This window comes from Arthrobacter sp. CAU 1506 (assembly GCF_005047635.1).
GTDB lineage: Bacteria > Actinomycetota > Actinomycetes > Actinomycetales > Micrococcaceae > Crystallibacter.
On the sequence record NZ_SUKC01000014.1, the window covers coordinates 71,947 to 87,939 of the forward strand.

Below are 15,993 nucleotides of genomic sequence, written 5' to 3' on the forward strand. Positions count from 1 at the left end.
GAACATGCCGAATAGGCTGCAGGAAAGCAACGCTATCCCGAAAAGAGTGGTTGTCGCTAAGTGTGATGCCAACTCATGGTTAGTGCAGGAACTAAGGATTTAAAGATGATCATGAACACGTTGAAGGGCAGATTGGTGAAGAGGCTTGATGCCTTTCGCGCCAACGCCAAGAGTGCTAAGCAGGGGAGCGAAAGCAGCGCCTCTTACTCCAACAATGTGGCCATTCGGCGATCAGCACTTCGAGGGCCGATTCTTAGTGTCGTAGTTCCTGTCCATAATGTCGAACGGTACATCGAAGAGAGCCTCAACTCTATCATTCAACAGTCGCTGATTGATCTTGAGGTTATCGTCGTGGACGATAAGTCCACAGACAATTCTGCCCAGATAGCTGAATCTTTAGCCGTTCGGGACAGACGGATTAGGGTCATTCGCCTTGATGACAACGTCGGGCCCAGCGAAGCCAGAAATGTTGGGATCGCGAACGCAGTAGGTAAGTATCTCGGATTTCTAGATCCGGACGACATTATTGCCAGACAAGCATACGAGACTACCATTAGTAGCCTTGAGTCCACTGGTTCAGACCTCGCCGTTTTCGGCTATTACAGATTCAACAGCACACGGCAGTGGAAAGCCGCGTCTTGGATCCGTGACCTGCATGCAGAAACTAGACTAAAAGTCGCTGCGCAAGAGCACCCTAGTGTCCTGGTTAATGCAGTCGTTTGGAGCAAGGTCTTCAGACGGGAGTTTTGGGATCGTGCCGGCCTTCATTTCCCCGTAGGCGAAAAATATGAGGACCAGCCGGTATCAGCGAGTGCTTATGCGAAAGCAAAATCTATCGACATCCTGTCCGGAGCGTACGTTGGATGGAGGCAACGCGAGGACGGAACATCCATCACCCAGCAGATCGCAACGTCTGCGGATCTTACGGAGCGATTGCGAGCTGCAAGGAAGAGCCTGAAAATCCTCGGAAAGCAAGGATCTGCATCGCTCAGAGAAGATCGTGTTGCTCAACTAGTCTCCAATGACTTTCCCCATTCAGTGGCTGCCGCAGTCCGCGCCGACGAAGCATATTGGGATCTATTGCGTCAGGGAATTTCGTGGCTCATGTCCCAGGCCAAGCCCTACATGTGGCACAACATACCGCCACAACACCGAGTAGCCTACGAATTAGTGCTTCGAAATGAGCGCAATCGCTTTATTGAGTTCTTCGATTCCGGCGGCGGGAATATCAAGAACTTCCCTAGTATCGTCGAATCTGGCGAATTGCTTTGCTGTCTACCCACGTTTCGTGATGCGGCCCTTGGAATACCTGACAGCCAGTACGCTTTGTTGCCCCGTCAGCGTCAGGTGATTCCGACCATCACTCGCGCATGGTGGTCGGACGTACGAACAATGACGATTCACGGGTGGGCATATATCGACAACATCGACCTGTCCCATGAAGAAACAACTGTGACTTGTCTATTGGTTAATTCGGCTACTGGCGAAGAGATCGATTTGCCGACCCATCAGCGTCTCGATCCGGAGACGAGTGCACGGTCTAAACATAAGTGGTCCAATTACGAAGCTTCTGGTTTCAGCGCGACTGTAAAGTTCACGAATGAGCTATATCGAGGGAAGTTTCATCGTTCAAAATGGCAACTGCAAGTTCGAGTCGAAACTGCTGGTTTCCGGCAACAGGTTCTTCTCACAGGTATAGATCGGCATTCTTCTGCCGGGTACCTGACTCCTAGCGAGCTCGATAATGGCTTCCGCGTAATGCCGAATTACGTTGCTGGTGGCATTGAGTTCTCGGTACACCGTCCTTCTGCAAAGTTGCGAACCTATGCTGTTGACGCCCGGAGAGTCTCTCTGACTGTCAGTTCAGCTGAGGCGCCGAAAATCAAATCGTTTTTGTTTGTCCACCAACCGACCGGTTTTACCGTGGAATGTCCGGTCGATCGTTCAGACGACACCGTGAGTGCGATCTTGGAACTGCCGCGGCCGATGACATCGGATGGCGAATCTAGAGCAATGGGCAGTTGGCTTGTTCGGATGGTGCGGATGTCCGGACGCCGGTCTCCAATTGCCTGGCAAGATGGTGAGGCATATGGCGAATCAAGCTCGCATCAAGGCCTATCTGCATTTCGTACTAGGGCGGGTAACCTCGGCCTCCGAGAATGGATTTCCACGGTCCGATTCGAGAGTGCGCAGTTTGAAGAGGATCGGCTGGTACTAACAGTCCACCGGGGCCATTCGGAGCAAGCCAGTGTTGTAAAGCTGATGAATGATGTCAATCCCCGCACAAACATCGAAGCGAACCTGGAGCAAGACACCGTTTCGCTTTCTTTGCGCACTTCAGTTTGGGGAGGTGCCTCGCTGCCGCTACCTCCGGGGCGTTACAGATTACAGCTTTCGACCGACGATGGCGATTTGTGCCAACTGGAAACCTCTCCAGAACTTCTGGCCCAGCTCCCCATCGTGCAGGATAGCGGTTCATTGCATGGTCGTCTCCAGCGGTCCAGGAATGGCAGTCTTGAATTCGTGGTGTTGCGCCCCCTTCGGCCGGAAGAGCGGGGCGCGAGACAGCAACGAGAACTACAACTCTGGCATCAGCAACTAACCCCCAACCCTCGTTGGGCAACCGCGCTTTTCCGTTCCTACTATGGGGAAAACACTGCTTGCAATGCTAAAGCTGTGCACCAAGAGTTGATGCGTCGCAATGCAGGAGTAGAGGTCTACTGGGCCGTCACAGACCATTCGGTCGAGGTTCCCGATGGTGGAATACCAGTGATCTATGAAAGTCGTGAGTGGTACGAGCTGCTGCGAAATGCCGAATACGTGATGGACAACGTCCATCAGCCGATATATCACGAGAAGTCTCCCCATCAAAAGGTTATACAAGGCTTCCATGGATATCCGTTCAAGGAGATGGGTCACACAAACTGGGAGCGACTTTCTTCGATCTTCAGTCGTGCACGAGTTGCGTCGTTCGACAAGCGGGCATCTGAGTGGGATTATTTGGTTTCTCCGGCTCCTTATGCCACACCTCTGCTTGTGCAAGAGTTCCGTTACAATGGCAAGGTTCTGGAGATCGGGTATCCGCGCAATGACTCTCTGCAGCAGGGTTCCGCCAGCGATAGACGCGAGTCTGTCCGGGAAGTATTGGGTATAGCGCCCAACCAAACTGCAGTTCTCTATGCGCCAACGTATCGTGATTACCTTGCATCGAACGAGTTAAGTGCTCCAGTATTGGAGTTACTGGACATGGAACGCCTCGTTGCGGAGTTGGGTCCGCAATATTCCATAATGGTTCGAGGTCACGTATCCAGCGTTCGTGCGGGAAGCCGGTTCGGCATTCCCGAGCAAGTCATAGATGTCACGCGTTACCCTGACGTTGCGGACCTTTACTTGGCTGCTGATGTGCTAATCGCCGATTACTCTTCGCTAAGGTTCGATTTCGGTGTCACAGGCAAGCCAATGCTCTTCTTCGTCCCTGATTTAGAACGCTACAGGGAGGCGCGGGATTGGCTGCTCGAATATGAGCCGACGGCCCCGGGGCCAAAGCTAACAACTACGGAGGGAGTGATTGCAAGTCTGAGGAGCCTCGACAGAATCGAGGAGGAGTACCAAGATTCTTACGAACGTTTCCGCCGTGACTTCATTTGTCTTGAAGATGGCAACGCCGCTGCGCGGCTGGTTGATGCTGTATTCTCTTCCCCCACTCCGGTGGCCAGGGATGAGGCGACAGTTGGGCTAAGTCAACGTTGAATGTTGTAATAGCCAATGGGACACGTACTCATTGACCGCGTTGCAACATCGACCTCACGGTCCCTGGCTCGCTCAGCACGAGGCAGCCGTGACGAGCCTTCCCTCTGGCAGCCGCGTCGGGCGCGATAGCGTTTGATGCATCGCAGTCTTCCCGGTCGGTGTGCGTCAGGTTGTTCAGTCGAGGACCATGGGGAGGTATCCCTTTGGTCCTCGTCATGGGGTCAGACTGCCTTGAGCTGGGGTGTTTCGTTGAGGGTCATGTCGCGGAGCATTGTGGAGAGGACGTCGCAGCGTCGTCCGGCCATGGCGATGAGGGCTTGGTTCTGGCGATTGCCCTTGGCGCGATTGAGGACTTTGTCGCCCTTCTTCGACGGGTGATCTCCCCGGATCGAAGTACCCGATCTCCAGGTCACCGGAGCGAGTCCGGAGTAGGATGCCAGATGTCCTGCGGAGGCGAATTCCTTGCCGACGATCTCGGTGATGATCCTGCTTCCGTCCTGACGCCGACCGCCGGCATGGATGTCAGGCCCGCCGGATCATGAACGCTGGGGGCAGCATCATGCCGGGGCCGACAGGCCACCAATCCTGATTCTTACCTAATTCAGGGCCCACGAAGAAGGTAGGGGGCTTGGGCTGATTCGGAGGCGGCGAGTGAACCTGAACCTGGTGGGTCGCCGGGGTCCATCTCGTCGGCTAGCATCTTCTCCTCTCGGGCATCAGCCTTCCGACGTAATGGCTTCCGTGTCCACGGTAGAAGCTGGCACCGTGGCTAGGGCAGGAGTGGCGTCGGCGGCTAGAACTTCCCTGACCGCGGTCTCGAACGTACCGGATGGGTCATGGTATCCGGCTGCGTGTTCACTGCGTGGATTACGTCCGAGCTGAGCGCACCTGACCAGGTCATCCGCGTCGGTGGGGGAGTGCAGCAGTTGTGCGGCCCGCAAGGAGGGATAGCGTTCCACCTGGCCCTCATCTGTTTGGACAATGACGCCGATGGGTTTATCAGTGACCGTGTAGTCCACTAAGACGCTTGAGACATCAGTGATCAATGCGTCCGAATCATTGAACAACCGCATGAGGTCAGCCGCCCGGGCATCCATGGAAACCATGTGCGGCCCCGGGTGACGGATTAGCAGTTCGTCCACTCCTGCTACAAGCCTCCGTTCCTCGGGTGACTTGCTGCTGAACGGGTGCGGGCGAAAGATGATCCGGGCTCCGACTGCTAGAAGTCGCTCTATATAGGGGCCGGCCTGCGCAAGCGAACTAAGAGTGGAAGCGTCGTTATAGCCAAGCCATGTCGGCGCATAAAGCACGGTGATCGGCTCGTTCGGGCCGCGTGTTCGGGGTCCTTGTTCTGCCCCGCGAAGCTGTGGTCGTCCGACGATGGCGAACTTTTCCTCTGGGATCAGCACGTTGTTGGCATGGTAACGCTCGATGGCGGCCTGGCCTGCGACGAAGATCTTGTCGTACATGGCATGGACAGGATGCGCGGAAATTTCTTTGTCAGAGTCCCCGTGCCCGAGGTAGACGTGCGTCAGATTCCGGTAACTTACCATATTGATGTTCGACGCCACCGAGTTGACGTAGAAGACCGCACGCACCGTGGGGGCTATGACCTTGTCCAGCTCTGCGGTATTCAGGCAAGCGATCAGCGGTATACCAGCCAGCGCCGGTCGCTTGTGCAGCGAATCTGCGGCTTCGTTGTGCCGAGTAATGACGGCGAAGGGGACTTGGAGGTCCTTCAAAGGTCCCAGCCACTGCTCGATCTGGTAGGCTCCACCGTCTTTGCGTCCGGTGTAGATCAGGAACTGTGGGCCGTGATTGTCCAAGGCCTGCTGTACAGAGGGCCAGCGACCGCGTCGCTGCCGAGCTAGCCAGAAGGCGTAGCCTGCGACGCCGGCCATGGCGGCACCGATGGCGGCTAGCCACAAAATCCACCACAACACGCTCCACCCGGCATTGAGAATCGCCGCGGTACCGAGCAAGCTGGCCCCGGCCAGGACGCTAGGAACCCAAACCTGAGGGGCTGTGGGCAGCTTGACGCCGGGCAGGCCGTACGCGGTGACATGGTGGACCGCGAGAACCCGGTGTGTAATAGGGACCAGTACAATGCTCAGAGCCGTTCCGACCCCACCCAGCAGCACCCATCCCAGCCCAGCCGAGCCTTGTAGCGCGAGCGAGGCGGCGAGGACGCCGGCCCCAGCGCCGAGCACCAGGGTTCCCGCCGTGAGGGGTAGCACCGTGCGAAGGGCGCCTCTCACAACGGCCGCCTGGGCGCGTCGATGAGCTCTCTAGCGGTCGTTAAAAATCCGTCCGCGTAGCTGCCTGCCGGGAAGTCGCCAAGGTAGTAGACCCGGGATTCTTCCCGTTGCGCCGCCAACGGATCATGGACGAGCAGATTGTCCAACGCTTGGTCCAGGTTCCCCAGATCTTCCTCGATCACATAGGCAGCCCGCGACGCCGGGGCCTCCGCCTCCAGCTCCGCAATGGTACGACCCACGGAAACGATGGAGAACGGTTTGCCGGACTGCAAGTAGTCCGAAACCATCGCAGAAACATCGGAGACCATTGCATCTGAGGCATTGAAACAGTCCACGACACTCATGTCCTGCTCTGCCGCCTTCCCAAAGAGGTGCTGCCGACCAGTGGTTGCGGAGTCTGCTGCCAGAAGCTCGCCGATCTCGGCGATCCACTTGGCTGCCTCCGGAAAACGGTAGTTGAACGGGTGCGCGCGAAAAATAACGGTGCAGCCACGGTCTAACAGACCTTGCACAATGCCGCGTCCCGACGGTAGCGAGTACACGGCCGAGTCGGCGTACGGGCCGCGCCAGGTCGGGGCGTACAGCACCGTCGGGTTCGGCCTTGGCGCTCCGTGGCGGCGCTGAATGTCCTCCACCTGCGGCCTTCCCACGATCCGGAATTTCTCCGCCGGAATTTCCACGCCGTGCCGTGCATAGCGGTCCACGCCAGCCTGTCCGGCACTGAAAATATGGTCATAGATGGCATGCACCGGGTTGTAGCAGGCGGGCTTTTCCGAGTCCCCGTGGTTGAGCCAGACATGGCGCATTTCGCGGCGCTCAATGAAGTGAGTGTTCTTGACCGCGTTATTTACGTAGAAGGCGACTTTCAAGCTATGCGGAACGACCTCTTCCAAGCTGCGCAGCGTCGGCCGGTGGACGACCGGGGCATCCGTCAGCGCAGCGATGGCACGCATCATCCGGAGGGTTCGCGTGATGACGATGTAGGGTCGTCCGATTCTGTCGAGGTAGGGCAGCCACATGCCTGCTTGGTAGCCGGCGCCAACGTTGGATCCGAAATAGAGGGCAAATTCGGGAGCCAGCCGTTCTACCATTTGCGGCAGCTCCGTCTCGTGGCGCAGGTTCCGGTAACTGCGCCACCAACCGGCGCCCAATATCTTGGTGGTGAATGCCAGTAGAAGCAGGGCCGTCACCCCGGCAGCGATGTAGGCATCTCCGACGCCAAAGAACACGGTCACGAAGCCCGCGACAAGACCTACAAGGCTGAACACCGCGACACTGCCGCGAGGGAGAATCTCGTGACCTTGCGTGTTGACTCCCGGCAGGTTGCGCGCATCCAATCCACGAGGACGCCAAGCAGTTGCTGCTTGTTCTTCCAGGGTGGTGGCCGCCAGCCAGCAGAAGAGGCCGGCGGTCACCCAGGCGGCGGCACCAGTCCAGGCTGGCCATCCCAATTGAAGCAGGAGCGCCAGAACAAGCAGGGCACGTGGGGCGAGGTCGTTGCCGAGCATGGCATTGAGTGCTCGGCGGCGCTGCAGGGCACGCCGGTGGAAGAGCAATGACGCTGCCACTGTAGCCAGGCCAGCAGCGCAGGTCAGCCACGCCGGAGCGACCAAAATGTGCGCGCACCAGGTGATGACCGCCCCGAGGGCGGGCAGGACGAAGCGCAGCAGGGCGAGCAAACGCCGACGCCCCGAGGTCAGGTGGGCCTCCTCCTCGCCCGCCGCGCCGACATCCTCGGCCGGGGTCGCCTGGACCTCGGGATCCGCCGCGGCTGAGGGGACGGTGTGGCTGGCCCGCGTCGTCGCAACGAGGCGGGCCGCCTCGATGAACACGTCGGTGTAGCCCTCGACGGGAAAGTCGCCCAGGTAGTAGGAGCGCAAATCTGACCGGATCCGGGCCATCTCGTCCGACCCCAATAAAGAGTCCAGGACCTGGTCCACATTGGCCAGACCGCCGTCGAGAACGTAGGAAGCTCTGGCGATCGGGTACTGGAGGACGAAGTCTTCCGCGACGGAATTCACCGCAACCATGGCGAATGGCTTGCCGGAATACAGATAATCCGAGACCACGCTCGAGACGTCCGAAACCATGGCGTCGGAGGCATTGATGCATTCGACGATGCCGCGAACCGACTCCGCCTCAGCGCCCCAGAGATGCTTCCGCCCGGTGCTTTCCGCGTCCTCTCGTAGGAGTTCCTGAATGTTGCGGATTATCGCGGCGTCTTCAGGGAACTCGTAGCTGAACGGATGCGGACGGAAGATAACAGTGGCGCCGCGATCCAACAACGAGCGGACAATCTTCTCTCCCACCGGGAGCGAATGGAAGAAGGTTTCCTCCACATGTCCCCGCCACGTGGGTGCATAGAGCACCACCGGAGCATTGGCGCCTCTTGGCCGGGCAGGCTGGACGTTTTCCAGTTGCGGGCGGCCGACGATTTGGAACTTGTCCTGGGGTATCGAGACGCCGTGCTCGGCGTAGCGGCGGGTGGCAGCTTCGCCGGCGGCAAAGATCTTGTCGTACATGCCGTGCGTGGGGTTGTACGACGGGGGCTTGTCCGAATCCCCGTGCCCTAAATAGACATGCGTGAGTTCATGGAACCGCACCATGGCACCGTTGCCTGAGGACGCGTTGACGTAGAACACCGCATTGACGCTTGGCACCACCACGTCGTCTAAGTCGGCGACCCGCCGGCGCATGACCACGGGGGCATCGGTCAATTCGGCAAGAGCCTCGGCAGGCACCAGCGCACGGGTGACAATGATGAACTTCTTGCCGGTCCGCTGCAGGTAAGGCAGCCACATGGCGACCTGATAGGACGCATCATCGGGCCGGGCAGTGTAGATGATGAAGTCTGGGGCGTACTGCCGCAGCGCCGTGCCGAGGTTGCTTTCTATGGCGCGGCTGGCCCTTGCCCGCCGGTATGCGTTCAATCCGGCGGCACCAAAGATCCCGAGGACCGCCACCGTGGCGGCGCTCCAGAGCCAGACCGGCCATCCGAGCGCAGCGGTCGCCGCGCCCCAGCCCGGCAATACGAAGGAGCCGATCACATAGGTGTGGGCATGGTTGGTCAGCTTGGGCACAGGGGAGACGCCAGGCAAATGGGCTGCGAAAGCCTGCCGCGCGCCGACAGCACGGAGCAGCAGCGGCTCCAGCAGCATCATGCCTAAAACTGCACCTGCCGTGAGCGCTGCGGTCCAGCGGCCCGCGGACGATGGGGAAGCTTGCACCAGGAGCAGGGATACAGCTGCTATAGCCGCCGTCCGGGGGACAGCGAGGTGTCCCAGCGATTGGACAGGCCTCAGACCCGGCACTGCCAACTGGACAATACCGGCGACACTAACCGCCAGCAGCACAGCCGCTGCCAGCCAAACGGACCCGCCCGAAACCGCCAGTGTGGTGGCAGCGGCGGCGAGTAGCGTCAGGACCAGCGCATAAGCTGTCTCGCCGGCCAGGCCGCGAAGGACTCGCGGGGCGCTGGGAAGCGTTTCGGATTCATCAGCGGATATCAGTGCCATGTCAAGCTTTCACTGGGGGCAGTTGGGGGAATTCTAGGCAAGGTGAAGCCACGTGGCGCTCACCCGCGGGGTGCGTGTCGCTTTGAGCGTCGGAGCCGGTTTAGCAGCCCGGAGATTGCGCTGCGCTTCGACAAAGGACGGGTGCGATCTTGACGCTGCGCCTGTGGGGGCGCAACGGACCCGGCGGCAGGACCCTGCGGGGCGGCGGTAGGCTGCAGCGGGACCAGCATTCCCTCAGCGAGGGTCAGCGGCACTTGAGAGCTCGTCGCTTCGCACTCGATCTCCAGGGCGAGCCTGGGCAAGCCCACGCCGTCCATGGTGGGCGCCCGATCAGCCGACAGACTGGAAGCCTCAGGCATCCGGACCACCAACTGCCCCTCCGGAGACAACTCATGTTGGAGCTGTAAATGACCCTGCGCGGTCATCAGCGCAACAGAGCGCAAATTCCCGCTGTTCCTAGGCAGGGTGAGCGTTAGATGGTCATCGCCACCGGCGACTGTGATCGCCGTGAGCTTCGGCGCCCCGCTTTGGCGCACGCTGAGGCTGCCATGAGCGGTGGAGTAGGCCTCCAAGTAGGCGGCTGCGCCGTCCGGGGACAATAGCGCCACGGCGCGGGCTTGGGTCGCCTCATTAATGCGGGGATAGGTAGCACGGGATGAACTTAGCTGTCCGCTGTTGTCCGATAGCACCAAGTGGGCGTCCCAGATCACGGGAACCGTCGGCGCTTGGGCGAGCAGATCCGCCCCAACAACGAATTGCCAGCGCTGGTCGTCAAGTGCGGTGCCGGCCACGCTGACCGTGACGGGGGAGCTGCCTCGAGTCACCAGCTTCAACACAGGCGGTTGCAGGTCCAGACCGGGGACTTCGGACAACGGCGTGTGAATGCGGTATGTGGCCTCCAGCCCGGCGGTCGTGCTGCACAACCCATCGAAGCTGTGCTTGAGTTTGGCTGCGTCCCTGACCCGGCGCAGTTCTACAGGGACCAGGACGTTGAGTTCGGGGCCGAGATCGTAGTGCAGCCTGCCTTCTTCGGCGACATAGGACGGCCGCGCCGCCAACCGCTCGTTGAGGTCTGTCAACTGGGCGACGGTCCCCTCCTGGGCCACCGCCAGCCGCAGCCTGGACTTGTCTTTTGCCGCTGCCAGGTCCTCGCTGCCCATGCCGGGCAGGACTTCCTGCTGAATTCGGTTGAGGAATTCCTCTTGCTCGTCGGGAGCGGCGGTCATGAACGGCTTGCCTAGCCCGGGCGCTAGGGTCCGGAAAATGACGCGGTGGAAGAACCTCTGGCGTCGCGGGCCGGGCTCCGTGTTCGCCACGATAATCTGGGCCATCCGAGTGGTGGTCAACAGTTTGTTCTGCAGCGACTGCCGTTGTTTGGAGACGTTGCCGCCGTCTTCGCGGCCGCGCAGGTGGTAGTAGTCGTAGTCCGCCAAGGTGGAGACCTTGCCGGCGGCGAGGTAGCACTGGGCGACGAAGACTTGGTCTTCGCCTTGGACCATGTCCTCCGGAAATTCGACTCCTAGGCGGCGGACGAGTGAGGTGCGGAAAAGCTTCCAGGGGGAAAGTGTCCGCCACGCGCCGTCGTCGAGCAGATCGGCGTCGTAGACGGTCTTCAGGTAAGAGGCCTGCCGGACCGTTCGATTGTCACCCACGGCAAGCGCCACGACGACGTCGGATCCGTGCTCGCGGGCCGCGGCCACCATCTTTTCCAAGGCTTCCGGGGAGAACCAGTCGTCTGAGTCCAAAAAGAACACGAATTCACCGGTGGCAGTGGCAAGGCCGCGGTTGCGGCCCACGCTGGGCCTGCCGGAGTTCTCCTGCCGCAGGGCCACCAGATTCGGATGCTCCGCGCGCAGGGACTGCAGGTAGTCCCAGGTGCCGTCGGTGGAGCCGTCGTCCACCACGATGATTTCGATCTCGGACTGCGGCAAGGTCTGAGTAAAGACGCTTTCCAGGCTTGCCTGAAGGAGGGGCTGGCAGTTGTAGGTGGGGGTGACGATGGAAATGGTGGGCGTGGTCACGAGTTGCCTCTAATTCATGCTGGAAAGTGTGCTGGGAAACGCATCCAGCAGTGGCCCCGGGCTGAGCGTGTCGGCGGGCAGTCTGGCCGCCTGGGCCAATTTCACGAAGTCCGTTTTCGCGATCTGTTCGGCGCCGATTATGGCCTCGGTGACCTCATCGCGAGCCAGCACACTGAAGAAGTCTTCGAACTTGAAGTTATCCCCGTGCAAAATGTGATCGCCGACCCGCAGCCAAGTCCACGGCACACCATAAGCGTGGGCAATGATGATGCCGTGCAGGGACGTTGAAATGCAGTGGCTCGCGTGAGCGATCTGGGACACCACGCGCTCCAGCCCGTTGCCAACGTTGACCACGTTCAGCTGCGGATCCGTGACTCCGGCGAAATAGGGCTTGTGTAAGTAATGCGGCACAATGGCGATCTTGCCGGCTTGCTTCGACTGGGCTGGTTCCATGAACTTCGGCAGCAGCAGGGCCGGGTCTCCATAGACTTCGGGGACATCCCAGCCCAGCTTGGTGGTGAGCTCGTGTCGGGTCAGCCGTCCCCGCACGGCATGAATGGCCGCTGGTTTATTCGGACCGATGCGCCCGGCCTTTTCGGCGCCCAACTCGTTGATGATCCCGGAGCCCCAAATGTTGTGGCCGGGCACGCTCAGGTGGCCGACGACGGAGCCCACGGTAAATAGCGAAGGCTGCTGCGGCTCGATCCACTTGCTGTTGACCACCGGACGCCCGGTCATGGCGCCCACCAGCCAAGGGCCAATGGCGTCTCCGAAATTGGGTTTTTGGTCCCACCAGTAGGTCAGTACATGGTCGAGGGGGACCGGCCGATCGGGAGCCGCCTCGTGCGGCAAGGTTTGCAACAGGCCTGTCAGCCACCGCATCTTGGCCAAGGTTTCCTGAACGAGGCGCTGGCGCGCACTGCGCCCGCCTGACCACCGGGACAGGATGTGGCGTTCGCCCCGGTCCCGGACCATCGGAGCCAGTCCTACCAAGGAGCTGCGAAGCACACGCCTGGACATGGCATCCCGGCCCACCACCGAGAGTTCCAGTTGGCGGGCCTTTACCCGTAGGTCGAAGGCATAGGCGAGCGCGCCGTCCTTAAAGTCCAGGCACACACAGGATTCGGAGTGCCTCCTAATCCGGACCAGACCGGGCATCCCAGTGGTTCGCTGTCCGAGTTGGCTCTGCAAGGACCGTAGGGGGTCCGGGTCAGTGACCCGTCCGTAGGCACGGACCAAGCGCCTTGCCTGGGTACGCAGGGCGGAGACAGCGGATGGCGTGCCGTTAATCTGCATGGCGGTAAGGTGCTGCCTTTCGCTCGTTACGGTTGCCGGCAGCAGGCAGCGGTAACAATCACGCCTGGCAAGGGTGAGCCGGTCTTTGGTCCAGCGGCCTCAATATTGACCGTCCGTACTTGCCTCCGGCGGTGCGAAGGGCCGGAGGCAAGTACCCATCATATACGGGCTTTGATCAGGCAACGGGCGGCTGGGCCCCAGCTCACAGCCTGCCCGCCGCTTTGCGCGATAGCAATCCGCTGTGTTGGAAGCGAGTTCCGGCGAAGAACCAACCCGAGCCGTCCGACTTGGTGACCACCAGGTCAGGCTTGCCGTCCTGGTTGAAATTCCCCACTCCTAGGATCCGGTTGAACTTGTCCCAGCCCTTTGACGCAATCTTCCTCTCTGCGGCGAACCAGCCGTTTGAAGCGGAATACGTCTTGTACCCGGAGAGCAGCCATAGCGAGCCGTCACGCTTCCTCGCCACGAGGTCGCCGGCTCCGTCTCCGGTGAAGTCACCGGTGGCGGCCATCGCGTTGTAGCTCTGCCAGCCAGACTCTATCCGGGACTTCTTCCCGGTACCTCCCGTGCCGGTGCCAGCGTACAGGTACGCGGAGCCGTTACTTTGGACGGCAACCAGGTCTTGCTTGCCGTCGCGATTGACGTCGCCGGCGCCGAGCAAGTGGCTGAACTTGTTCCAACCGCTCTTCCCGATCCGGACCTTCTTGGCGAACACTTGTTGGCCTGCGCCAGCGCGGCCGGTCCCAGGGTAGAGCCACAGGGATCCCTTTTGCCCGCGGGCCAACACGTCGTCCCGGCCGTCGCCGTTGTAGTCGCCCACACCGATCAGCAGGTTGAATTTGTTCCAGCCACTCTTTCCGATCTTGACCCGGGCCCCGTAACCGCCCTTTCCGTTTCCGGCGGCAAACCACAAGGAACCGCTGGACTTGCGCGCCAAGAGGTCGGGATTCCCGTCGCCGTTGAGATCGCCGGCGGACAACACAAGGTCGTACGTGTGCCAGACGGATTGACCGGCGCGCACCCGGCCCTTAACTCCCGTCGAATCCTTCATCTGCGTGCCCCTGAAGAATCCGAGATTGCCGTCGGGAAGGGTGACGACGACGTCGGGCTTGCGATCACGGTTGTTGTCGCCAAGGCCAAGGATCTGGTTGAACTTCTCCCAGCCCTTGGAGGCCACCCGCGTGGCGGTGGTGAAAGTGCCGTCCAGTTTGATGGTCCGGGTGCCTCGCAGCACCCAGAGCGAACCGTCCGCACGTCGGCCCAAGACGTCTGCCTTGCCGTCACCGCTAAAGTCCCCGGGGGCGGCAAGTTGGTTGTAGACCCCCCAACCGGACGCCACCTTGGTCCGGGACCCAAATCGCCCGTTGCCAAGGCCGGGGAAGACCCATGCCGTCCCGTCGGACAACGTCACCAGAACATCCCGTTTACCGTCCCCGTTCAGGTCGCCTGGGACCAAGATGGACTGAAACTTCTCCCAACCCTTGGCCGATATCTCGACGCCCTTCTTAAGGGTGGCGCTGGAGGTTCCCGCCATGAACCACAGGGAACCGTCGGTATGCCGGGCCAAAACGTCCGGCAGCTTGTCCCCGTTCAGGTCCCCGGCGCCGATAATTGCGTCGTATTTCTGCCAGCCGCCGGTGCTGATCTGGCGTGCCGCGCCAAACCCGCCATTGCCGTTGCCGGGATAGAGCCACATGGTCCCGTCAGTGCGCCGCGAGAGCAGGTCCCCGTTGCCGTCTCCGTTCATGTCACCGGGCGTGGCATTGCGAAGCTTGCGGTCGTAGAGTCCGGCAAAGTTTTTGAGGTCGGTCCAGCTGCCACGCCAAACATTGGAGTCGCCCACGAACGGTCCTGTGGAGCTGTACTGCCATATGTCCCAGCCGGTCCAGCCGGCCGGCATCGGATCTGGGTAGGAGACCCCGTACTCGGCGATGTGCAGTGGATGGTCGCGGAACGCGGTGCTGTTGCCGGTGCACAGGTTCCACCAGCCGGCCGTCGTGTAGATCGCCGGAACCCGGCCGGTGCGGGACTTAATGGTGTTGGAGAAGTCCTTGATCCAGGCAACCATCTGCTTGGCACTCATGTTGTAGCAGGTGTTGCCCAGCTTCGTGTACGGGTTGTACTCGATGTCCAGCAGGGGCGGGAGCGTCTTTCCATCGGCAGACCAAGCGCCGCCGTTCCTCAGCATGTAATCCGCCTGTGCCTTCCCGGAGGAAACGCTGGGTATGGCGAAGTGATAGGCACCGCGGATCATTCCCTGGTTGTAGGACCCGCCGTACTGCTGGCCAAAGTAGGGATTCAAATACGTAGTGGCTTCGGTGGCCTTGACGTACGCGAAGCGGGCACCGTAGTTCCACTCGGTTTTCCAATTGACTGTTCCCTGGTGGCTGCTGACATCGATGCCCTGAATGCCGCTGGGCTGGGGCTTGTTGCGGTTCGGTGCAGCTAGCGGCTGGACCGCGGCCATCCGGTCGATGGATAGAACGTCCAGGTCAGGTGCCAGTTCCTGCAGGAGGTTCTGCTCGAGTTGTTCTTGCTGTTCCGGCTGGGCCAGTTCCCGGCGGAGCTGTAGGCCTTGCCCCATTTGGGCGCCGTCTTCTCCCTGCAGGGCCTTCATCAGCCCATCAAGTTGTTCCTGCGTGAGCTCGTCAACGTCAACCTCAGCCTCCGGATCCAGCAGCGTCTGCATCGTTTCACTGAGGGGTTCTTCGACGGCAGGTTTTGTAGCCCGTTCCGTTGGGGCAGGGGCGGGATCTTGTTCGGCTGCCTCTGTCTCGATCGGATCAGCCGGGGGCTCCGCGATATTCGTTTCAGTGGGTTCAACGACAGGTTCGGCCGCTGGCTCTGTTGCCGGTTCCGTTTCGGATGCTGCAGCCGGTTCGGAGGGGACGTCGTTGGCCGTTTCACCCAACGGGCTTTGAATGGTGTTTCCCGTTGGCAGCTCAGCGGCTCCAGCGGCCGGGGGAACCATCAGCAAGGCGGAGGACGCCAGTGCCACACAAGTCAGGGTCGAGACTAGCCGGGACGGATTGGGGCGTGAGGATGGGGCGCCTGCGGACAAGAAGTTGCGATTGCGCATAAAGCTGCTCCAAAGCTTCCTTACCGCTGCGATGCGACACCGATAGGAAAAGGACTGGGCCGGGGTAGATTGAC

General features: G+C 60.6%; 6 protein-coding genes and 1 pseudogene. 1 reads left to right on the forward strand and 6 read right to left on the reverse strand.

Annotation, left to right across the window (positions count from 1 at the left end; translation table 11 throughout):
- Positions 1-105: 105 nt before the first annotated feature.
- The gene (locus E4J89_RS15190; protein WP_169304021.1) at positions 106-3,750 is read left to right on the forward strand and encodes a CDP-glycerol glycerophosphotransferase family protein; all 3,645 of its coding nucleotides are present in this window, start codon (positions 106-108) and stop codon (positions 3,748-3,750) included.
- A 221-nt stretch (positions 3,751-3,971) separates the two neighbouring features.
- On the opposite strand, the pseudogene E4J89_RS15195 reads toward E4J89_RS15190, so the two are convergent.
- From E4J89_RS15195 to E4J89_RS15220, 6 genes and pseudogenes are all read right to left on the reverse strand, one after another.
- A pseudogene (locus tag E4J89_RS15195) lies at positions 3,972-4,276 on the reverse strand (transposase); the annotation flags it as partial.
- Positions 4,277-4,466: 190 nt separating this feature from the next.
- Complete coding sequence (locus E4J89_RS15200) at positions 4,467-6,008, reverse strand: CDP-glycerol glycerophosphotransferase family protein (RefSeq protein ID WP_205754507.1); 1,542 nt, start codon at positions 6,006-6,008, stop codon at positions 4,467-4,469.
- On the reverse strand, positions 6,005-9,169 hold the full coding sequence (locus tag E4J89_RS15205) for a CDP-glycerol glycerophosphotransferase family protein (protein ID WP_169304022.1): 3,165 nt from the start codon (positions 9,167-9,169) through the stop codon (positions 6,005-6,007). Before E4J89_RS15205 ends, E4J89_RS15200 begins: the two co-directional genes overlap by 4 nt.
- 413 nt (positions 9,170-9,582) lie before the next feature.
- The gene (locus tag E4J89_RS15210; protein WP_136786993.1) at positions 9,583-11,544 is read right to left on the reverse strand and encodes a glycosyltransferase family 2 protein; all 1,962 of its coding nucleotides are present in this window, start codon (positions 11,542-11,544) and stop codon (positions 9,583-9,585) included.
- Between the two features lie 9 nt (positions 11,545-11,553).
- Positions 11,554-12,660 (reverse strand): polysaccharide pyruvyl transferase family protein, encoded by a 1,107-nt coding sequence (locus tag E4J89_RS15215; RefSeq protein ID WP_169304023.1) that lies wholly within the window; start codon positions 12,658-12,660, stop codon positions 11,554-11,556.
- Positions 12,661-13,042: 382 nt separating this feature from the next.
- The gene (locus E4J89_RS15220; protein ID WP_240691920.1) at positions 13,043-15,529 is read right to left on the reverse strand and encodes a GH25 family lysozyme; all 2,487 of its coding nucleotides are present in this window, start codon (positions 15,527-15,529) and stop codon (positions 13,043-13,045) included.
- Positions 15,530-15,993 lie beyond the last annotated feature (464 nt).